Source organism: Tenericutes bacterium MZ-XQ (assembly GCA_002838205.1).
Lineage (GTDB): Bacteria > Bacillota_I > Bacilli_A > Acholeplasmatales > Acholeplasmataceae > Mariniplasma.
This window is the reverse complement of sequence record CP017950.1, coordinates 829,478-850,303: the sequence shown is the minus strand read 5'-3', so window position 1 is coordinate 850,303 and position 20,826 is coordinate 829,478. Positions and strand designations below refer to the sequence as shown.

The window sequence follows — 20,826 nt, the reverse complement described above, 5'->3', positions numbered from 1 at the left end:
ATATGATTGAATTATTAGCTCCAGCAGGAGATTTAGAAAAACTTAAGATTGCCTTGATGTATGGTGCAGATGCAGTTTTCATTGGTGGACAAAACTTTTCTTTAAGAGCAAGAGCATCAAATTTTACGATTGATGATATTAAAGAAGCATGTACATTTGCACACGAAAGAGGGAAAAAAGTATACATTACAACAAACATCATTCCTCATAATGAAGATTTAAAGGGTGTTTTAGAATACTTAAAGGCATTAGAAGAAGCTAAGGTGGATGCGATTATATCAGCATCACCTTATATCATCGACCAAGCATTAAATCATACAAACCTTGAAGTCCATTTATCGACACAACAATCAGCTTATAATACGCATACAGTTAACTATTGGTATGATAAAGGCGTTAAAAGAGTAGTTCTTGCTAGAGAACTTGATAAACATCAAATAAAAGATTTAACTGAAAAAACTAAAGCTGATATCGAAGTGTTTATTCATGGAGGTATGTGTATGAGTTTTTCAGGTAGATGTAGTTTATCCGATAATATGACTGGAAGAGATGCAAATCGCGGTGGATGTGCGCATTCATGCAGATGGAACTATGACCTTGTTGAAGATGGAAATCCTGTTTCTGATAAGACATTTTCAATGTCAAGTAAGGATTTAGAAGCTTTAGAACATATTCCATTTTTAATTGATGCCAATGTAAAATCACTAAAAATTGAAGGGCGCATGAAATCTCTACATTATATTGCAACTGTTGTTTCAACATATCGTAGTTTGATTGATACATATTTAAAAGATAAAGAAATCCCTGATTTTGCCCCTTATTACGAGGAACTCACTAAAGCAGAAAACAGATTGGCATCACATGGATATTTAGAAGGACTTCCTGGTGTTGAACAACAGCTTTATCATCAAAGAAGTGAAAAACCTTCGCAGTTATTTATCGGACTTGGTGTTGATTATGAACCTGAAACAAAGATTGCGACGATTGAACAAAGAAACTATTTTAAAATAGGATCGGAAATTGAAGTGTTTAATCCAAGTGGGAAAAGATTCACATGTAAAGTAAGTGATCTCTTTGATGAAAAAGGTGAAGCTCTAGATGTTGCAAGACATCCAAAACAAATCTTAAAATTACATGTTCCAGAAGCTGTTGAACCATACGCAATGATCAGAAAAATTGTATGAATATTTTAGAAAAAAATGGAAAATCCATTAAGTATCATATCGAAAGAAAAAAGATTAAGCACACTTATGTTCGCGTTAAAGACGATTATATTCACATATCTACTAACTCTAAAATCAAAGAGCATCTTATTCTAAACTTGTTAAACGAAAGATTTGATGATTTATATCAAAAACTATCCAAAAAACAAGTCATCAAAGATCATGAGATTAGATTATGGCAACAAACATATCAGTTTCATCTTGAACCTGGAAAATTTGAGTATGAAATTGATGGAAATCATGTTTATTGCAAGTATCCAAAATTAAATACCATTGAAGCAAAAAAAGCGATTTACAAAAAAGAAATCAAAATGATGGTTGAATATCTAAGACCACAAATTTTAAACACACTTCATCAAGTTGGAATTCATGAACTTACTTATAAGTATAAATACTTAAAATCTAAGTTTGGATCTTATCATCGTAGACATTTAGAAATTACGCTTAATACTTTTTTAGCAACCATCGATCCAATGTATTTAGAATATGTAATTTATCACGAATATGCACATCATAAAGTCTTTAATCATTCCAAAGCTTTTTATGATGTGTTAGACCAAATGATGATAAATCACAAAAAGATACAGAAAACACTGAAAAAAATGGAAATAATATAAAAAATCATGTATAATGAATAAGTAATTTAAGGAGGAATATCATGGCTTTAAAACAACAACAATATCAATTAACTCAAGAAGGTGTTGATAAGTTAAAAAATGAACTTCAATACCTAAAAGAAGTTAAAAGACCTGAGAATATAGAAGCTTTAAAAGATGCGAGAGCACAGGGTGACTTATCAGAAAATGCTGATTATGATGCAGCAAGAAATGAACAAGCGCGTATTGAAGCTAGAATTCAAGAAATTGAAACCATTATTAAAAATGTTAAGTTAATAAGAAAATCTTCAGTAGATAAAATTGATATCGGTAAATCTGTTAAAGTTTTATTTGTAGAAAAAGAAGAAGAAAAAACATTTCATCTAGTAGGTAGTTTAGAAGTTGATCCTAAAGCAAACAAAATTTCTGTTGAATCAGCAATTGGTAAAGCTTTAATTGATTTCGCTAAGAAGAAAGAAGAAGCTGACGATAAAAATGTTGTCGGAAGCATTGTTAATGTGAAAACAGAAACTGGAAGAATCTTTCAAATTCAAATATTGGAAATTATTTAATGAGTCTATATAAAAAATGTATACCAGATTTTTATTATGAATCGATATTAGAAATTCCATATAAGAAACTACAAGAGCAAGGGATAAATACCTTGTTTTTTGACTTAGATAACACGATTATTAGTTATGATGAAGATGAACTTAATGATGAACAAATTAACTTCTTATTAGAGCTAAGTAAAATATTTCAAATTGTTGTTCTATCAAATAGCGGTTTTAAACGTGTATCTAAAGCGCTTAGTCAAACAACATTTCCTTACGTATACCATTCAGCAAAACCAACAAAAATAGGGTTTAAAAAAGCACTTAAGAAGGTGCATGCTAAAAAAGAAGAAATCATCGTGATTGGTGATCAACTGATGACTGATATTTTAGGTGCAAACCGTATGGGATTTAAAGCTTGTTTGATTAGAAGTGTCAAAAGAAAATCTGATCGAAAGATTACACAGTTTAATCGCAAAATCGAAAAATTTATGTTAAGAAAAATCGAAAAAAAATATCCAAAGTTATATATTGAAAGGCTTGAAAAATATGTCAGCGATCACCAAATGTAAAGGTTGTGGCGCAACACTTCAAACCGAAGATTCTAAAAAAGTTGGTTATGCTAAATCTATAAACCATGATTACTGTATGTCATGTTACAAATTACTACATTATGGTGAGGTGGAAGCACACTTTCATCCTGAAGACCTACCATCTTTCAATAAAGATGCTGTCGTATTCATGGTAAGTTCAGTCATGCATTTAGATATGCTATTTGAATATCCTGTGTATCGTTATGAACCTGATTTAAAGTATGTTTATTTAATTAATCAAATCGATTTATTACCAGATAGCACGAATCTTGATGAAATGTTGGCTCGGATTACTGACAAGGCAAAATCAAATCGAATTCCATATGTCGATATCATTATGATGTCTGCTAAAAATCCTTATGATATCGAAAACCTACATCATTATATGATGGGTTTTAAAGAAAAAAATATTTATTTAATAGGTGTTCAAAACTCAGGGAAAACAACGATTTTTAAAGCCTTGACTAAAGACCCTCATGCGTTATCATTTACTAAAGCAGGGCTTACACAAGAGGCGATGATGAAGCAATTAGGATCACATGTCATCTGGGATATGCCAGGTCTTTATCAAGAAGGATATATTCATCGATTTTTACCATATGAAACGTATAAAAAGTTGATTCCTACACAAAGAATCAATCCAAAGATTTATCAAATGAAGAAACATCAGAGTTTATTTATAGAAGGACTCATAGCGATAACGATAAAACAAGATGATCAAACAATTGTATTATATCTTCACAAAGATATTAACATCCATAAAACGAATATGAATCGCATTAAAGATTTACTGGATAAAAAATCAGAGATGTTTGATATTTATGTGGATGTTTATGAAGAAAAATCTTTTAAAATACCTGTAGGTAAAACACAGATCACTTTTGCAGACATTGGTTTTATACATATTGATGGACCTAACACAATCAGTGTTAAACATCCTAAAGGGATGCATATCACGTTAACAGAGGCGTTATTCAAATGATAGATTTGATCAAAAAAAGGGTAGAAGAAAAACTAAAAACTCACCCTAATCGTTTATTACATGTCCTTGGTGTTTATGAAACAGCAATAAAACTTGCTAAACACTACAGTCTAGATCAAGAAAAAATAGCGATAGCAGCATTATTTCATGACTATACGAAATATGATGATTTAAGCGATCAAATCAAATGGTTAACAAAAGCAGAAATCGTCAAATATAAAAAATATCCCGTCATGTATCATGCCTTAAGTGCAGCTTCCTTATTAGAAGAAACATATCACGTACATGACCTAGATATATTGAACCCAATAAGATATCATGTTTGGGGAAAGTCAAACATGAATTTATATGAAAAAGTTATTTTTATTTCAGACTACGCTGAGCCAAATCGTACATTTTTTAATCCTCATGAGATCTATGATCTTGCACTTAAAGATATCGATCAAGCAGTTTGTGTTTGTATGAAAATAACGATAGATTATTTAATAAAAGAAAACATTGTTCCAAATGTAGAACAAATGGAAGCATATCAATATTATATGGAGGTAACTAGTGGAAAAACTAAACAAAATTATTGATGCATTAGAAGGCTTAAAGGTAAAAGATTTAAAAGTTTATGATTTTGAAAAAGCATCACCTTTCTATGACTATTTTATTATTTGTACAACAAATGAAAGACAAGGTTCAGCCGCAATCAATCATTTAAAAAAAGCATTAGAAGCAGATGAAATTAGACACATTGAGGGTAAAGGTGGTTCATGGGTGTTAATCGATTGTCATGAAGTTATTGTTCATTTATTTAGCGAAGATGACCGAGCATTCTATGGATTTGATCAAAGACTTTTAGATATCAAAAGAATTAGATAAGTATGTTCGCCAAGATTTATGACTTACTCATGTCAGATGTTGACTATGATGCGTTATTATTACTAATCAAACCATACATCAAAAAAGACAGTACGATTATTGATGCTGGATGTGGTACTGGCTATCTTTTAAAGGCATTGATTGAAAACGGGTATGATGCAATCGGTATTGATATCGATGATGAAATGTTAGCAATCGCTCAAGAGAAGTTAATGTCCAATCATTTAATAGCTCCACTTTATTATCATGATTTAAGAAGACCAATGCACATGAAAGTAGATGTGGTTATCAGTTTGTTTGATGTTATGAACTATTTTAAGGGTGTTAAACAAGTCATCATGCAAATCAAAAATGCATTAAATAAAGATGGAATATTTATATTTGATGTTTATCGGTATGATGTTTTAGAACGTTATGATGGATATCATGAGACAGAAGATGATCCAATCCATTATGATTGGCAAATGAATACTTCAAAAGAACGACTTATACACGAAGTTAAGTTTGATGGTTATCATCATCATTTAACACAGTATATAAGACCGATATCTTACTATACAAAAATATTAGAAGATGTTGGTTTTAAAAACTATAAAATCATCAGTGGCCCAGATGAAAGAAAACACTATATCATCGCTAGTTTATAGCGATGTTTTTTTTAAAAAGTAAAATCATTCATTCATATCTAATATTTAATGGAGGGATATGATGAAAGAAATAATGATTATGGTTTGTATCATCACATTAGTGTTGATGATTATCTTTTTTCCAAAACCGGAAACTTATACGTTTGTTACTCATGAGAAAGAAGATATGTATACTTATACAATCACTATAGAAGGTGCAGTTTATCAGCCAGGAAGTTATACCTTTTTTGAGTCTTTAACATTAAGAGAGATTATCCAGTTATCCACTTATGTGAAAGATGATGCAGATTTAGACCAACTTAATCTCGAAAAAAGATATGACAGTAACACAACCATATATATACCAAGTAAAGAGCAAGAGATACCAAACTACGAAAGAATAAATATCAATGAAGCCAATTTCCAAACTTTACTAGAAATTCCAGGGATGCAAGAAAGACAAGCTGCATCGATTATTATTTATCGAGAAGCCCATGGACTCTTTGCATCTATCGAAGAGTTGATTCATGTTAAGTATATAGGAGCAGCAACGCTTGAAAAACTTAAGCCATACATTACAACTTGACACATTCTATAAGTATGGTATAGGTCTATTTATAGCCATTTTATGTCTTTTTCATCTGTGGTTATTTTTTGGTTTAATAGTATATGTATACATATTAAGAAAACAAATCAATATCCTTTTTCTTTGTTTTCTTTTCTTATGTATCTACTTGCCTTATGTACATATAAATCAACCAATTGATGAACATATAGAAGATATATTTATGGTTGTTGATATGGATGATTATGATGCTTATCAAAGATTAACTGTAAAAAAAGGTTTAAAGAAATTTCATCTATACACATATCAAGACACCTATCACATAGGTGATGAAGTATATCTTAATGGTGAGTTAAACTTATATAAAGGAAAAACCACACTCTATGGATTCGACGCAAAAACATATTTTTTAGGACATGGTATATATGGGGAAATTGAGTACGAAAACATATTGATCGTTGGACACAAATTTCATATCAACCAACTTAGAGATCATCTTATGCAGGGTGTTAAAGCATATGAATCAAGTTATCTGAATGCATTCTTATTTGGTGAGCATATTAAGGACGAACATATAAAATCAATTTACGAAGATTTTAATATTATATATTTATTCACCATATCGGGAATGCATATTTATGTTTTAGTTTTATTACTAAAAAAAATGATGTTCTATTTAAATTTTAGAGAGAATTATCAGCATATGGTTATTATTTTGCTTATACTCTTTTTATGTATACTGAATCAGTTCCATTATGCTGTATTAAGAGTTGTCATGATTTACTTGTTAAAAATATGGAATAAGAAGTATAAATTGGCTTTCCAACATTTAGATCTTATTTGTATTGCGTTTTATTTGATGTTGTTATTTAATATTCATTTCATATTTCATCAAGGATTTTTAATGACCTTTATCATTCTTATTACGATAGAACTTTTACACCCTTTATATCAATCGTTTGGACTATACATAAAACCACTCATCATAACAACTCTAATTACTATAGTTTTAGTTCCATTTTTTTCTGAAATTCATCTCTTACAGATTTTATGTCTACCCATCATTATAATGATAGTGATCTATGTTATTTATCCGTTATCTATTTTATCAGTTATATCCGTAAATTTTTATATTATATTTCAAGAAATCACAAAGATATTTGAAAAACTAATTACGCTGCTATCGCATCACCAAATGAGTTTTTTTATCCCTAAACTAAATGTATACTTAACACTTATATATTATGCTTTATTGATTTGGATTTGTTTTGGTAGGTATAAGCTTAATGTGTTTAAAAGACTTTTTTATGGATCTGTTGTAATGATATTGCTACTTGTTTACCAACTAAATAGTTATCAAGAACGTATTGTGTTTCTTGATGTAGGTCAAGGAGATACTACCATTGTTCAAGCAGATGAATGCGTCATGGTAATTGATAGTTTTTATGGAACATTATCCTATTTAAAGCATCATGGGATATCTCGTTTGGATTATCTTATCTTAACACACAGTGATGAAGATCATATACGAGAAGCTAAAGATATTATGAAAACCATTGATGTTAATCAAGTGTTAATCAGTGAATATGATAATAATTATCCAGACTTTAATCAAAAAGCAATTCGTGTAAAAGCGCATGATAAAATCATGTGCGGTAGTCTTTCTTTAAATATTTTAGGACCATTAAAATCATATGAAGTAAACAATAATAACTCGATTGTCATGAAATTTGAATATGATTACAAAGTTTTTTTATTTACAGGTGACATAGAAAAAGAAGCAGAAAGTGACTTAGTACATACATACAAAGAAAATCTTAGAAGTGATGTCATTAAAGTACCACATCATGGGTCTTTAACCTCATCAAGTATCGATTTTTTAGATCATGTGAATCCAAACTTTGCAGTTATTTCCCTTAAAACACCAAACAGGTATAATTTTCCATCAGAAGATGTACTAGTCAGATATATCAACAAAGACGTTACAATCTATCGCACAGACCAACATGGAACAATCATTTATGATGGAAAAAAGCGAAAAGAAAAATGGTCGGTTAATCTATCAATTTAGAGCGTTTTTTAGTATAATAGAAATAGTGTATAAGGAGGCATGATTATGGCTGAAGCAATATATGTTTTTCAAAGTCAGAACGAATATTTATTACATCATAGTGTTGAAGAAAAGATCAAAAAATTAAATGTAGATCCATTTAACATCATGCGTTATGATTTACTTGAAAGTAAGAGTGAAGATATCTTAGAAGATATGCAAACAATTTCATTTTTTTCAGAACAAAAAATCATTGTAATTAAGAACATTCAATTATTAGATAAAGAAACAGATGACGTATTTAAAAAATGGGTACAATACTTCGAAAAACCAAATCCGGATGTTTATGTCATTGTTGAACAGTTAGAAGTATTACCAAAAAACAGTCAGACAAGTGAACTTTTAATGAAACATGCATATATCGAAAAAATCGATGATATGAAAAAAGAAGAGTATCCAGATTTTGTTAAAAATATGTTTAAGAAGTTCAATTATTCAATTACTGAAGATGCTGTTAACGCTTTATTAGAGCGAACTAATTTTGATTTTAACCTATTATCTCAAGAAGCTGAAAAGTTGATGCTGTTTTCTTATGATAGCAAAGAGATTCACGAAAAAGAAGTCATATTACTTGTGAGTAGAAATCTAGAGGAAAATATTTTTGAACTTACCAATGCACTGCTTGCTAAAGATCAAGCAAAGACCATTGAAATCTTTTATGATTTAGTTGCTAGAAACGAAGATCCACTACGTATCTTAAATTTCATCGTCAATAAAGTCAGAGAACTCATTCATGCAAAATTACTCATTGATAAAGGCTATCGCCAAGATGAGATTGCTGATCACTTTAATATTAAAAGTGGTAGAGCGTATTATTTAGTCAAGAACGCTCAAAAAGCTGACTTCAATATTTTAGAGACACATTTGAAAAAATTAAGTAAACTTGATTATGATATCAAGAGTGGTAAGATTGATAAAAAACTGGGTCTTGAATTATATCTGTTAGGAGCGTGAACATGTTAGATCACAAAAGAGTTTTATTATTTGATTTTGAAACAACAGGACTATATCCAGAAAAAGAGCAAATCATTGAAATTGGTGCTGTTCTTATGGAAAAACAAGACGGTGCATATGTTGAAATTGATGCATTTGATCAATTGTTATTAGCAGATAAACCGTTGTCTCCAAAAATAATCGAAATCACACATATTACTGATGAAATGTTACTTAGAGAGGGTATTGAACAAGAAATTGCATGTCAAAAGTTTTTACAAATGCTAGAAGGTAACCCTTTACTTGTTGCATATAATATTCAGTTTGATATATCATTCTTACATTTCTTTTTAAGAAGATATTTTGATAAAAATTATGAAATTAAAAATGACATCCTAGACGTAATGGCAATATACAAAGATAGACACAGATATCCTCACCGCTTAGACCGAGCGGTTGAGGTATATCGTGCCAACGTAAAAAATACACATAGAGCAATCGATGATATTAGAGCAACCTTTGATGTGTTAATTAAAATGAATGAAGAATTACCTAATATAAGAAAATATGTTAACGTCATTGGGTTTAACAAAAAATATGGTGTTAGTGGTATTAAACTTCCGCATGTTAAATACGTTGCTCAATATGGTGGTCAAAGAGAAATAGAACGACTATAAAAAAAAAGAAGCATCCTACGATGCAACTTTTTTTAAAGGCTATTCACCAATTTAGTTAATTGAGATTTATGTCTAGCTACAAAGTTTTTATGATAGATACCTTTAGCTTGACCTTTGTCTAATTTCTTATGAGCGAAAGATAATGCTTGAGTCGCCTTTTCTTTATCATGATCATGAGCTGCAACTTCAACAGCTTTGATTGCTGACTTCACAGATGATTTAAATGATTGATTACGTAAACGACGTTTTTCGTTTGTCTTATTTCTTTTAATTTGTTGTTTGATATTTGCCACAATTTCACCTCCTAATTACGCACAATTAATTATATCAAAACCAAATTAAAAAAACAACAGTAAACACATAAATATGTTAAAATAGAGGTATATTCAGTAAAAAGGAAACTATATCAATGACAACAGCTAACAAATTAACCATTTTAAGAGTCATCATGATTCCTGTGATGATTGCGTTTCTTTATATCGAAGCGTTAGAAAAGGAAATAGGATTTCTAAATTTAAGTATCGCACAGTTTATTTTTGCAGTTTTATTTGTGATAGCATCACTGACAGACTTACTTGATGGTTATATCGCAAGAAAATTTAATCAGATCACAACTTTCGGTAAATTTTTAGATCCTATCGCAGATAAAGTATTAGTTTTAGTGGCACTTCTATATTTAATGGTGTTAGACCCTGTTCGTGTACCTATATGGGCAGTCATGATTATCATCATGAGAGAGTTTATGGTCACGGGCATTAGATTGCTAGCAGTGGATAAAGGATCAGTGATTGCTGCATCACCTTATGGTAAGTTCAAAACAGCATCTACAATGGTTGCGTTAGTCTTAATGCTGTTTAATGATTTTGGGTTAACGCCATGGATTGGAAATATTATTTTCTATATAGCAATTCTATTTACAGTCATTAGCGGTGTTGATTATTTGTTAAAAAACAAAAAGGTAGTATTTGAAAGCATTTAAAGTAAAAAACAATTATTCTATGTACAATAATATGGAGGTGCACAATGGATAAAGATAAAAGAGCACAAGCCTTAGAGGCTGCAATGAAACAAATTGAAAAACAATATGGTAAAGGTTCAGTGATGCGTTTAGGTGACGAGGCAGATCGTCATGTTGCCGCAAACCCATCGGGATCATTAGGTTTAGATATTGCCCTTGGAATCGGTGGTTATCCTAAGGGAAGAATTATAGAAATTTATGGCCCAGAAAGTTCAGGGAAAACAACGTTAGCACTTCATGCCATCGCAGAAGTTCAAAAGGCAGGCGGATATGTAGCATTTATTGATGCAGAACATGCGCTTGACCCTAAATATGCACGTGCACTAGGTGTAGATGTTGATAATTTGATATTATCCCAACCAGATACTGGTGAACAGGCTTTAGAGATTGCTGAAGCTTTAATCAGAAGTGGTTCTGTCGACACGATTGTTGTTGATAGCGTTGCTGCATTAGTTCCGGAAGCAGAAATTAATGGGGAAATGGGTGATTCTCATGTAGGACTCCAAGCAAGACTGATGAGTCAAGCAATGAGAAAATTATCAGGTGCCATTTCAAAAACAAACACTACAGCAATTTTCATTAACCAAATTCGTGAAAAAGTCGGGATCATGTTTGGTAATCCAGAAACGACTCCAGGTGGTAGAGCACTTAAGTTCTATTCATCTGTAAGACTAGAAATCAGACGTAGCGAAGCCTTGAAAAATGGTTCGGATATCATTGGTAATAAAGCAAATATTAAAGTTGTTAAAAACAAGGTTGCACCACCATTTAAAGTTGTTAGTGTTGATATCATTTATGGTGAAGGTATATCTAAAGTGGGCGAATTGATTGATTTAGCTTCAGATCTAGATATCATCAACAAGAGTGGTGCTTGGTATGCTTATAACAACAATAAAATTGGTCAAGGTAGAGAAAACGCAAAACAATATTTGTTAGATCACAAAGATGTTTATGATGATGTGTATAAAAAAGTATTAGAGCATTATCATATTACTTATTAAACATGAAACACTATTTCACATAGTGTTTTCTTTTTAAGCAAAAATCATTAATTATGAATGATTTAGGTATAAAATACCAATAAAGTTATACATTAAAATGTATAATAAGTATACAAAACAAAAGAAGGCATGATGATATGAAAATAGAATTTTTTAAAAAAATTTCATACATATTCATATGGATAACAATTTCTATTTTTTTCTTCATGCAACAAGAACAAGTTGATGAACCGATTGAATTAATGTATGAAGTAAGCTCTATCAGTGAAGCTAACAAGATAGCAAATACATATGAGTTGGAACTCCTCGAGTTTAATGATTATGGTTTTGCGATTTTTCAGACGAATCAAAACAAACAACTTAATGACCTCATTGACATAGGATTTGAGATAAATGGAACATATCAAACAGCAAAAAATCCGATTTTTGATAATAACGGCACCGATCCATTTTATACCGATCAATATGCAATACCGATCATGGAAGTAGATGACGCTTGGTCTTTGGAATTGGGCGATCCAACATATGTGATTGCAATCGTTGATACAGGTATCGATACTGACCACGTCGAGTTTACGAATCGTATATCAGCTAATTCTTACAACGCGGTTACTAAAACAGTAGGACTTCCTGCTGTTGAAGATACAAACGGCCATGGAACTAATGTCGCTGGTGTGATTGGAGCTAACAAAGATAACGGTGAAGGTATTGCCGGAATTGTCCAAAACAGTATTTTACTTGTCATTAAAGCAAATGAAATTGATGATCCATCGACTCCAGATCAAGATGAATCAGATTCTTTTAAAGATTCTTCATTAGTAGAAGCAATCCGATATGCAACTGAACATGGAGCTGACATTATCAATATGAGTTTGGGTGGATCAGGATATAATAACTTGGTTCAAAATGCGATAAATGATGCATATGCAGCAGGTGTGATTATTGTTGCTTCAAGTGGAAATGATGGGACTAATGATACGCTATATCCAGCATCATATAACCATGTCATATCTGTGGGCGCTGTAGATTCAAGTTTAAACATCGCAGCATATTCTAATTTTAACAGTGATGTTGATATTAGTGCTCCAGGAACTGGTATCGTTACGACACATATTGGAGATACTTATGTATCTGCATCTGGGACATCTTTTTCAGCACCTCAAGTGACAGGAGTCATCGCTTTATTACAATCATATTTACCAGAGCTAACTGATCAACAAATCATCGATAGAATTTATCAGACTACACTTGACCAGGGAAGTGTTGGAAAAGATGATTACTATGGATGGGGTGTGATTAATGCATATCAAGCAATGTTGTTAGATCCAATCACTATTACATTTGAAACCTACAATGCTCTAGCAATTGCACCAATTGAAGTAGAAAAAAATCAACCATTCACGATTACAGCTCCACAAATTGATGGATATATATTTGATGGTTGGTATTTGGATGAAGCATTTACACTGCCATTTATTATTGGTGTAGATACATTGAGTGTGGATACGACTTTATATGCTAAGTTTATTGCAATCCAGTATACTATTTCATTTGTTACAGATGGTACACCAGTTGATGATATTATTACAACTTATAACCAAACCTTTATTTTGCCATCCTCAGAAAAAGATGGATTTGCATTAGAAGGCTGGTATTTGGATCAAAATTTCACGATTAAATATGTAAGTGAACCTGTAACCAGTAGTTTTACCTTATATGCTAAATTTGTTAAAACAGATTATATCATCAACTTTTATATTGATGACGTGCTTGATCAAACTCGGTTTGTTGAAATCGGTACTTCATTAGCATTATATATTCCAAGTGGAGACAGTGAGTTTATAGGTTGGTATTTAGAGCCTACATTTATTACTTTATATCAAGATGAGGTTCCAACATCTGATCTTAATTTATATGCGCGTTTTGATGATGGTAGGTTTGTTGTGACCTATTATGATAGTGATCAAACAACAGTTTATATCATCCAATATGTGAGTGAAGGACATGATGCAATCATTCCAGAAGGTCCAAAAAAACCATCTACACCTTCTCTTGAGTTTGAGTTTATTGGATGGAGTGATGATGGATTAGATGTGTCATCTGATTTATCAATTTATCCAGAATATGAAGTTACTTATGACAATCGTTCGATAAGATTACGATCAGGACTAGATACAGTAAATCTTTATGAGACATGGACAGATGCTGGAATTAGTGTACTTGATAGTTTGTTATCATATGAAGTCACAGGAAGTGTAGATACGCAAACAGCCGGAAGATATATCATCTCATATGTTATTTATTATGATGGAGAAATCATCGATACTATTGATAGATATGTAAATGTCGTTGAACCACAAGTTATGATTACATTAAATCCTGATGTGACAACTATTTTTGTTGGGGAACCATATGTTGATCAAGGTGCGATTTCAAATGTTGGATCTGTTCAATCAAATGGAGTTGTTGATACAACAACTATAGGTACTTATGTCATTACGTATTCAGTGACTTATCAGCAAAAAGTTTATACGAAATCAAAATACGTCTATGTTTTAGAAGCTCCAGTTTATGAATCACCAGAAACGCTTTACATCATTCCTCAAAAAAAGGAGTGGGTTTTATGAGAAAAACAATATTTTTCATGATTATAATGGTATTATCATTGAGCTTAGTAGCTTGTGCTGAACCATCGATTGATCGACTTAAATTTAATTTAAATCCAGGCATAGATACAATTGAACTTTATACAGAACATGTGGATGAAGGTGCAAAAGCTACTTATGGTTTTAGAACACTTGATGTTGAAGTTTTATCAAATAATGTAGACACATCAAAAATAGGTGAATATGAAATTGTCTATTATGTAACTTATCTTGACTTTAAGAAAACCTTGACGAGAAAAGTAACTGTCGTTGATGAAATGTTGCCGATTGTCACACTAAATCCTGGATTAGATACTATTTATCAAGGGGAAACTTGGATTGATCAAGGTGTCTTTAGTGATGAAGACATAGATGTAGAAGTAACGGGATTTGTGGATATCAATACCCCTGGTGAATATGTCATTACTTATACTGTTAAAGATATCAACGGGCAGGAACTTGTTTTATATAGATTTGTTAATGTTATTGAAAGGTAAAGCTTAGCTTTACTTTTTTTAAGCAAACTCTTATTAGAAAAATAATAATTTGATATAATATATGTAGTTAAACGTAGAAATGGGGTAATGTATATGAATCACGAGAACATTTATGATCATTTTTTAACATACTTAAAAAAAGAAGATAAGAAACAAAGTGTCTTGTTTGCCTTAAGCTTACTAGAAGAAGAAAAGTTAAGCATCGAAGATTTATATAAACATATTTTAGCGCCTTCGCTCATTTTTTTCGAGTGTGATGTCAATGATGAAGATATTTGCATATGGAAAGAGCATACGAGAACTTCAATTATTAGAACCATCATTGAAGCTGTTTATCCATATATTGTCAAAAGACTCGAAAAAATCAAACCTATTGGAAAGAAAGTAGTCGTTTTAACACCAGCTTTTGAATATCATGAAATTGGTGCTATTATGGTTAGTCATTTGATGGTATTACAAGGATTTGATGCTACTTATATAGGTGCGAATACACCTAAGCAAGATATCATATCAGCGCTTAGAGCTTATCATCCAGATTATATTGCACTTAGTGTGACGAATCCTTATAATATTGTCGTGACACAACAAATATGCGATGAAATCAAAAAATTCTTCCCAGAAATAAAAATCATTTTAGGTGGACAAGCATTTAATGATCAAGCAGCATTAAGTAGTGTAAAATACGATTACTTATTATCTGATTTTGATGCAATCAAGCAGTTTGCAGATGAGGTGAGCGTATGAAGTTAGCGTTTAGTATTGCTTGGCGCTTTTTGATGTCTGCAAAGAAACAAACCATTGTGATTGTCTTAGGGATTGCTGTGGGTGTATCTGTGCAAGTATTTATTGGTTCGTTGATTTCAGGACTTCAAGTCGATTTGATTGATACGGCAGTCGGATCAACCACACAAATAACAGTTTCATCCGATATCGATCGTACAATTGATCTAAATCCTGGAGAAATATCATTGCCTGTGATAACTGATGATAGCATTTCTTCATCAATCAGTAATCTTTCTGAAGACTTGATTTATGTCACTGAGACACTTGATGTCATTGGTTTTGTTGAAAAAGATGGCATCGAAAAACAAGTTGTTTTTAGAGGGTTTGATTTAGAACAGGCAGAAGGTATCTATAAGTTAGAGACGGATGAGAAACTTGTTTATGGCCGCATGCCAAAACAAGCTGATGAAATGATCTTAGGTATTGATTTTTATACTGAATATCAAGAAAACGATATTGAGCTTTTCAATGAAACCAACCCGATTACTGTAGAGGTAAGAAGACAAGGAAGTAATGAACTCATTAATTTTAAAGTTGTTGGATTCTTTGATTTAGGTGTTAAAGCCTTAAATAACGCTTGGGGTATTGGAACGATTGAAGCTGCAAGATCTATTTATGGCATTGATGATTATTATATTTCTTCAATAGAGATGCAAGTTTCTGATCCGTTTTTAGCGAAGGAACTTGCAACACAAATAGAAAATGAACTTGGAGATACATATGAAATAACCAATTGGATGGATGAACAAGCATCTTTATTATCAGGGTTAGAAGGACAATCAATTTCATCACTTATGATTCAAGTATTTGTAATTGTTGCTGTTGTGTTGGGGATTTCATCAACCTTAGCAATCACTGTTTTACAAAAATCAAAGCAAATCGGTATTTTAAAAGCAATGGGATTAAAAGATAAAGATGCCTCATTTGTGTTCTTATCTGAAGGAGCAATATTGGGCATATTTGGTGCAATTGTAGGTGTTATTTTAGGTGTTGGTCTATCAGTTATGTTTGTTACATTCGCAATCGATCAAACAACAGGTGAACCTGTCGTTCCACTCAATATTGATCCTGGATTTATTGCATTATCAGCTTTCGTTGCATTGTTTGCATCTATTTTATCGGCTTTATTACCTGCAAGAAGATCTTCTAAAATGACAGTGATTGAGGTGATTAGAAATGCATAATATCGTAGAACTTAAACAAATCAATAAAATTTATGGTGAAAATACACCGAACCCGACACAAGTTTTATTCGATTTGAGTTTATCGTTTGAAGCTTCAACATTTAACTCAATTATAGGACAATCGGGGAGCGGTAAATCAACTTTATTAAACATTCTTGGAACTCTAGATAAAGCAACTTCAGGAGAAGTCTATATGAATGGTATTAATACGCAAAAAATGAAGAAAGATGAAATTGCTCAATTACGAAATGAGTCTATCGGTTTTATTTTTCAATTTCATTATTTATTACCTGAATTTACGGCACTAGAAAATGTATTGTTACCATACAAGATTACAAAAAAACCAATCACGCAAGAAATCATTGATCGAGCAAATGAATTACTTGATATCGTTGGATTAACTGATAGAAAAAACAATCTAGCCTTAAATTTATCAGGAGGTCAACAGCAAAGAGTTGCAATCGCAAGATCTTTAATCAATAATCCTAAAATTATTCTTGCTGATGAACCGACAGGTAATCTTGATAGTGATACTACAGATCAAGTTTATGAGCTCTTAAGGAAGATTAATCAAACCTATAAAACGACGTTTATTGTGATTACACACGATAGACATATTGCAGAAAAGGCAGACCGGATTATCGAAATTAAAGATGGACGTATCCATTTGGATATCCATAAAAATAAACAAAAAAAAGACTAAGCAATAAACTTAGTCTCTTATCGAAAGCACTTCGGTGCTTTTTTTAATTTGGAATAACAATGTCAGGATTTAAATCTTCCAACGGAAATTTCACATATTCTACTTCAGTCACATCTTGACCTGCACTTGTATAAGTGTATTCAACTTTTAAATAAAGATTAGGCTCTTCGACTTTAACAAATAATAATGGTGTAATCGGAAGATCATAATTAAAATCGATAGCAAATGTTGTAAAATTTGTAGAAATTGGTCTTTCTACACCAACGGAACTAAGATTTTTCCAATCAGTTTTTAAGACAGGTGTAATTTTCACATTAACTATATCAAAATTTCCATTAGCAAAATATCTGACATCAAAACGGTAATAACCTTGAACCAATATGCCATCATTGTTTTCAACAGGCTTTTTAAGGGCATCCCACTCAATATCTAAAGTGATTGCTTTAAGTTCATCTGCCGAAACAAAATTTCTAATTTTTTCTGATTCTTCAGTTATTTCTTGTTCAAAATAAACTGATTTATTTGAAGTGTAACTGCCTACATAAGCTGTAATTATCAAAGAAATTGGTAAGATCACTAAGAATAACCAAACCCCAACTTTTATTCTATGATTATGAATCCATTTCAATATTAAATTTAATTTCGTATTCTTTTTTTTGTTCATAAGCTATAACCCCTTTTTGTATGTACATTTTCTATTATACACAAAAAAATCAAAATTAAAAGGTTCATGAAAATCTTCGTGGTTATTACATTGACTTCAGTATAAAAAATAAGTTATAATAAGATAGTATTGTGAATCTAACAATTAATCAATAATTGTTTAAATATTTATCAATCTAATAAAAAATAAATGGAGGTGTTAGAATGCTATTTCCCATAGCACTCACAGTAGTAGAGACAGTCATCTCCATTTTGCTAGCCATAATCGTAGGCATAGTCGTTGGATATTTCATTCGTGTTTGGCATCACGAAAAGAGTATCAAAGAAACTAGAGCCATGGCTGAAAAAATTGTTGAAGATGGAAAAAAAGAAGCTGAAAAAGCGAAACGAGAAAGTGTTTTAGAAGCAAAACAAGAAATTTTTGCGTTAAGAAAAGATTTCGAAAATGACATGCGCGAGCGTCGTCAAGTTGTTGTTAACTTAGAAAACAAAGTTACACAACGTGAAGAAAACTTGAATAACCGTGCAATTCATTTAGACAGAAGAGAGCAATCTTTAGCTGCACGCGAAGAAAAACTTGATGAAAGAAAAGAACAACTTGAACAATTAAATAGCAAAGTGGAAGAGACATTAAAAGAACAAGAAGAAAAACTCATGGAGATCTCTGGTTTAAATACAGAACAAGCAAGAGAGATTATCATGGAAAGAGTCAGATTAAGTATCTCTGATGAAATTGCAACATTTATCAAAGAAGAAGAAGAAAAAGCCAAAAATGAAGTCCACAATCGTTCAAAACAATTGTTAGCACTAGCAATGCAAAAATATGCAAGTGAAACAACTACTGAACGTACTGTATCTGTTGTTGATCTACCTAATGATGAAATGAAAGGTAGAATTATTGGTCGTGAAGGCCGTAATATTCGTACAATAGAAGCCTTAACAGGTGTTGATTTAATTATTGACGATACACCAGAAGCAGTCGTATTAAGTGGATTTGATCCAGTCCGTAGAGAAATTGCCAAACGTGCACTCAGCACGCTAGTATCTGATGGACGTATACATCCAGGTAGAATCGAAGAAGTTGTCGAAAAGGCGAGAGTTGAAGTTGACATGTTCATTCGTGAAGCTGGAGAAGATGCAGTGTTTACCGTAGGTGTAGGTAAAATACACCCAGATTTAATTAAATTATTGGGCCGTTTAAGTTTTAGAACAAGTTATGGTCAAAATGTATTAAAGCATTCAATTGAAACAGCATTTTTAGCAGGTAAATTAGCTGCTGAAATTGGTGAAGATGAGAATTTAGCAAGACGTGCTGGATTACTTCATGATATCGGTAAGGCCGTTGACCATGAAGTTGAAGGCGGACACGTTGAAATTGGTGTAAAACTTGTAAGTAGATATAAAGAACCAAAAGAAGTCATTGACGCAATCGCTTCTCACCATGGTGATAAAGAAGCAGAGAGTATCATTGCTGTATTGGTAGCTGCTGCAGATGCACTGAGCGCTGCTAGACCAGGTGCTAGAAGCGAATCAATGGAAAACTATATTAAACGTTTGGAACAATTAGAAGCCATTTCAAATGAAATTCCAGGTGTTGAAAAGTCTTATGCAATTCAAGCAGGACGAGAAGTAAGAGTTTTAGTTAAGGCTGAAGAAGTCGATGATCTATCAACGTTCAAAGTTGCTCGTGAAATTAAAGAGCAAATTGAAGAGAAGATGACATATCCTGGAACAATAAAAGTTACAGTGATTAGAGAAACTAGAGCTACTGATGTTGCGAAATAAGAGGCTTTATGCCTCTTTTTCTTAGTAAAGAAGGGTAAGAAATGAAGATTTTGTTTATCGGAGATTTATATGGTGATCCAGGTGTTGATATGATTGAAAAATATCTTCCAGAATTGAAACAAACATATAAACCCAATTTGGTTATTGTCAATGCTGAAAATGCTGCACAGGGCAGAGGCATTAATAAAGCAATTTACAAAAAACTTATGTCTTTAGGTGTTTCTATGATTACCATGGGTAATTGGACCTGGGGAAATAAAGAACTATTTGAGTTTATTGATGATGCAAACATCATTAGACCTTTTAATTACCGTGAAGCTCCAGGTGACGGCTATAAAATGATTAATTACAATCATCAACGCATATGCATTATCAATGCTTTAGGAAGAACATTTATGAATGCGAACTTAGAAGATCCTTTCACTGGTATTAAAGCAATTATAGAAAAAGAAAAACCTGATGTTTCCTTTGTCGATTTTCATGCTGAAGCGACATCAGAAAAAGTTGCGCTAGGGCATTACTTAGATGGATTGGTTGATGTTATTGTAGGCACGCACACACATGTGCCAACTGCGGATAATCGAAAATTACCAAAAGGGACTTTATACATCACTGATGTAGGCATGACTGGTCCTTTAGACGGGATCATTGGAGTTGACCAAACGATTGTGATTAACAGGTTTTTAAATGGATTTTCAACGCCTAATCGCGTAGCTGATGGTCCTAAACAGTTAAATGCTGTCTTGATCGATCTTCAAAAACAGACTATAGATAGAATCCACATAGAAAGCGAAACAGTATAATTTATACTGTTTTTTCAT

23 protein-coding genes are annotated in these 20,826 nt (G+C 31.9%); 21 read left to right on the top strand and 2 right to left on the bottom strand.

Annotated elements, in window-relative coordinates; all coding sequences use genetic code 11:
• Nucleotides 1-2 precede the first annotated feature (2 nt).
• From BK011_04225 to BK011_04170, 12 genes are all read left to right on the top strand, one after another.
• Nucleotides 3-1,184, top strand: a complete 1,182-nt coding sequence (locus BK011_04225) for a protease (GenBank protein ID AUD64920.1) — start codon at nucleotides 3-5, stop codon at nucleotides 1,182-1,184.
• Entirely contained in the window at nucleotides 1,181-1,840 is a 660-nt protein-coding gene (locus BK011_04220; GenBank protein ID AUD64919.1) for a hypothetical protein, read from the top strand. The genes BK011_04225 and BK011_04220 overlap by 4 nt, the downstream gene beginning before the upstream one ends.
• A 41-nt stretch (nucleotides 1,841-1,881) precedes the next feature.
• Nucleotides 1,882-2,391, top strand: coding sequence for a transcription elongation factor GreA (locus BK011_04215; protein ID AUD64918.1), 510 nt, complete (start codon nucleotides 1,882-1,884; stop codon nucleotides 2,389-2,391).
• Nucleotides 2,391-2,945: a hypothetical protein gene (locus BK011_04210; GenBank protein AUD64917.1), complete on the top strand. Its 555-nt coding sequence runs from the start codon at nucleotides 2,391-2,393 to the stop codon at nucleotides 2,943-2,945. The genes BK011_04215 and BK011_04210 overlap by 1 nt, the downstream gene beginning before the upstream one ends.
• Nucleotides 2,923-3,948 carry a hypothetical protein gene (locus BK011_04205; protein ID AUD64916.1) on the top strand — a complete coding sequence of 342 codons (1,026 nt, stop codon included), beginning with the start codon at nucleotides 2,923-2,925 and terminating at the stop codon, nucleotides 3,946-3,948. The genes BK011_04210 and BK011_04205 overlap by 23 nt, the downstream gene beginning before the upstream one ends.
• Complete coding sequence (locus BK011_04200; protein AUD64915.1) at nucleotides 3,945-4,526, top strand: hypothetical protein; 582 nt, start codon at nucleotides 3,945-3,947, stop codon at nucleotides 4,524-4,526. Before BK011_04205 ends, BK011_04200 begins: the two co-directional genes overlap by 4 nt.
• A complete protein-coding gene (locus BK011_04195) occupies nucleotides 4,501-4,815 on the top strand; it encodes a ribosome silencing factor (GenBank protein AUD64914.1) in 315 nt (104 codons plus the stop codon). The genes BK011_04200 and BK011_04195 overlap by 26 nt, the downstream gene beginning before the upstream one ends.
• Before the next feature lie 2 nt (nucleotides 4,816-4,817).
• Nucleotides 4,818-5,462, top strand: coding sequence for a hypothetical protein (locus BK011_04190; GenBank protein ID AUD64913.1), 645 nt, complete (start codon nucleotides 4,818-4,820; stop codon nucleotides 5,460-5,462).
• Between the two features lie 61 nt (nucleotides 5,463-5,523).
• The gene (locus tag BK011_04185) at nucleotides 5,524-6,027 is read left to right on the top strand and encodes a hypothetical protein (GenBank protein ID AUD64912.1); all 504 of its coding nucleotides are present in this window, start codon (nucleotides 5,524-5,526) and stop codon (nucleotides 6,025-6,027) included.
• Entirely contained in the window at nucleotides 5,996-8,077 is a 2,082-nt protein-coding gene (locus tag BK011_04180; protein AUD64911.1) for a hypothetical protein, read from the top strand. The genes BK011_04185 and BK011_04180 overlap by 32 nt, the downstream gene beginning before the upstream one ends.
• Before the next feature lie 45 nt (nucleotides 8,078-8,122).
• A complete protein-coding gene (locus tag BK011_04175) occupies nucleotides 8,123-9,070 on the top strand; it encodes a DNA polymerase III subunit delta (GenBank protein ID AUD64910.1) in 948 nt (315 codons plus the stop codon).
• A gap of 2 nt (nucleotides 9,071-9,072) precedes the next feature.
• Entirely contained in the window at nucleotides 9,073-9,726 is a 654-nt protein-coding gene (locus BK011_04170; GenBank protein AUD64909.1) for a hypothetical protein, read from the top strand.
• A 32-nt stretch (nucleotides 9,727-9,758) separates the two neighbouring features.
• Here BK011_04170 and BK011_04165 read toward each other — a convergent pair whose 3' ends face one another.
• Nucleotides 9,759-10,019: a 30S ribosomal protein S20 gene (locus BK011_04165; protein AUD64908.1), complete on the bottom strand. Its 261-nt coding sequence runs from the start codon at nucleotides 10,017-10,019 to the stop codon at nucleotides 9,759-9,761.
• Between the two features lie 116 nt (nucleotides 10,020-10,135).
• On the opposite strand from BK011_04165, the gene BK011_04160 reads away from it, so the two are divergent.
• From BK011_04160 to lolD, 7 genes are all read left to right on the top strand, one after another.
• Nucleotides 10,136-10,705, top strand: a complete 570-nt coding sequence (locus BK011_04160; GenBank protein ID AUD64907.1) for a CDP-diacylglycerol--glycerol-3-phosphate 3-phosphatidyltransferase — start codon at nucleotides 10,136-10,138, stop codon at nucleotides 10,703-10,705.
• Nucleotides 10,706-10,749: 44 nt separating this feature from the next.
• Nucleotides 10,750-11,745 (top strand): recombinase RecA, encoded by a 996-nt coding sequence (locus BK011_04155; protein ID AUD64906.1) that lies wholly within the window; start codon nucleotides 10,750-10,752, stop codon nucleotides 11,743-11,745.
• A gap of 137 nt (nucleotides 11,746-11,882) precedes the next feature.
• Nucleotides 11,883-14,372, top strand: coding sequence for a hypothetical protein (locus BK011_04150; protein AUD64905.1), 2,490 nt, complete (start codon nucleotides 11,883-11,885; stop codon nucleotides 14,370-14,372).
• The gene (locus BK011_04145) at nucleotides 14,369-14,887 is read left to right on the top strand and encodes a hypothetical protein (GenBank protein ID AUD64904.1); all 519 of its coding nucleotides are present in this window, start codon (nucleotides 14,369-14,371) and stop codon (nucleotides 14,885-14,887) included. Before BK011_04150 ends, BK011_04145 begins: the two co-directional genes overlap by 4 nt.
• A 93-nt stretch (nucleotides 14,888-14,980) precedes the next feature.
• A complete protein-coding gene (locus tag BK011_04140) occupies nucleotides 14,981-15,631 on the top strand; it encodes a hypothetical protein (GenBank protein AUD64903.1) in 651 nt (216 codons plus the stop codon).
• Entirely contained in the window at nucleotides 15,628-16,854 is a 1,227-nt protein-coding gene (locus BK011_04135) for a hypothetical protein (GenBank protein AUD64902.1), read from the top strand. Before BK011_04140 ends, BK011_04135 begins: the two co-directional genes overlap by 4 nt.
• Nucleotides 16,847-17,557 carry a lipoprotein ABC transporter ATP-binding protein LolD gene (gene lolD, locus BK011_04130; protein AUD64901.1) on the top strand — a complete coding sequence of 237 codons (711 nt, stop codon included), beginning with the start codon at nucleotides 16,847-16,849 and terminating at the stop codon, nucleotides 17,555-17,557. The genes BK011_04135 and lolD overlap by 8 nt, the downstream gene beginning before the upstream one ends.
• 43 nt (nucleotides 17,558-17,600) lie before the next feature.
• Here the strand turns inward: lolD and BK011_04125 are convergent, their stop codons facing one another.
• Complete coding sequence (locus BK011_04125) at nucleotides 17,601-18,221, bottom strand: hypothetical protein (GenBank protein ID AUD64900.1); 621 nt, start codon at nucleotides 18,219-18,221, stop codon at nucleotides 17,601-17,603.
• Between the two features lie 203 nt (nucleotides 18,222-18,424).
• Here BK011_04125 and BK011_04120 point away from each other — a divergent pair, with 203 nt between their 5' ends.
• Nucleotides 18,425-20,005, top strand: a complete 1,581-nt coding sequence (locus tag BK011_04120; GenBank protein ID AUD64899.1) for a ribonuclease Y — start codon at nucleotides 18,425-18,427, stop codon at nucleotides 20,003-20,005.
• A 41-nt stretch (nucleotides 20,006-20,046) separates the two neighbouring features.
• On the top strand, nucleotides 20,047-20,808 hold the full coding sequence (locus BK011_04115) for a metallophosphoesterase (protein AUD64898.1): 762 nt from the start codon (nucleotides 20,047-20,049) through the stop codon (nucleotides 20,806-20,808).
• Nucleotides 20,809-20,826 lie beyond the last annotated feature (18 nt).

Excerpts from the sequence above, each read along its gene's own strand:
- BK011_04120 (AUD64899.1), top strand. The coding sequence starts at position 18,425 with ATGCTATTTCCCATAGCACTCACAGTAGTAGAGACAGTCATCTCCATT.
- BK011_04145 (AUD64904.1), top strand. The coding sequence starts at position 14,369 with ATGAGAAAAACAATATTTTTCATGATTATAATGGTATTATCATTGAGC.
- BK011_04135 (AUD64902.1), top strand. The coding sequence starts at position 15,628 with ATGAAGTTAGCGTTTAGTATTGCTTGGCGCTTTTTGATGTCTGCAAAG.
- BK011_04215 (AUD64918.1), top strand. The coding sequence starts at position 1,882 with ATGGCTTTAAAACAACAACAATATCAATTAACTCAAGAAGGTGTTGAT.
- lolD (AUD64901.1), top strand. The coding sequence starts at position 16,847 with ATGCATAATATCGTAGAACTTAAACAAATCAATAAAATTTATGGTGAA.
- BK011_04185 (AUD64912.1), top strand. The coding sequence starts at position 5,524 with ATGAAAGAAATAATGATTATGGTTTGTATCATCACATTAGTGTTGATG.
- BK011_04210 (AUD64917.1), top strand. The coding sequence starts at position 2,391 with ATGAGTCTATATAAAAAATGTATACCAGATTTTTATTATGAATCGATA.
- BK011_04160 (AUD64907.1), top strand. The coding sequence starts at position 10,136 with ATGACAACAGCTAACAAATTAACCATTTTAAGAGTCATCATGATTCCT.
- BK011_04220 (AUD64919.1), top strand. The coding sequence starts at position 1,181 with ATGAATATTTTAGAAAAAAATGGAAAATCCATTAAGTATCATATCGAA.
- BK011_04205 (AUD64916.1), top strand. The coding sequence starts at position 2,923 with ATGTCAGCGATCACCAAATGTAAAGGTTGTGGCGCAACACTTCAAACC.
- BK011_04225 (AUD64920.1), top strand. The coding sequence starts at position 3 with ATGATTGAATTATTAGCTCCAGCAGGAGATTTAGAAAAACTTAAGATT.
- BK011_04115 (AUD64898.1), top strand. The coding sequence starts at position 20,047 with ATGAAGATTTTGTTTATCGGAGATTTATATGGTGATCCAGGTGTTGAT.
- BK011_04140 (AUD64903.1), top strand. The coding sequence starts at position 14,981 with ATGAATCACGAGAACATTTATGATCATTTTTTAACATACTTAAAAAAA.
- BK011_04125 (AUD64900.1), bottom strand. The coding sequence starts at position 18,221 with ATGAACAAAAAAAAGAATACGAAATTAAATTTAATATTGAAATGGATT.
- BK011_04175 (AUD64910.1), top strand. The coding sequence starts at position 8,123 with ATGGCTGAAGCAATATATGTTTTTCAAAGTCAGAACGAATATTTATTA.
- BK011_04190 (AUD64913.1), top strand. The coding sequence starts at position 4,818 with ATGTTCGCCAAGATTTATGACTTACTCATGTCAGATGTTGACTATGAT.
- BK011_04170 (AUD64909.1), top strand. The coding sequence starts at position 9,073 with ATGTTAGATCACAAAAGAGTTTTATTATTTGATTTTGAAACAACAGGA.
- BK011_04200 (AUD64915.1), top strand. The coding sequence starts at position 3,945 with ATGATAGATTTGATCAAAAAAAGGGTAGAAGAAAAACTAAAAACTCAC.
- BK011_04155 (AUD64906.1), top strand. The coding sequence starts at position 10,750 with ATGGATAAAGATAAAAGAGCACAAGCCTTAGAGGCTGCAATGAAACAA.
- BK011_04150 (AUD64905.1), top strand. The coding sequence starts at position 11,883 with ATGAAAATAGAATTTTTTAAAAAAATTTCATACATATTCATATGGATA.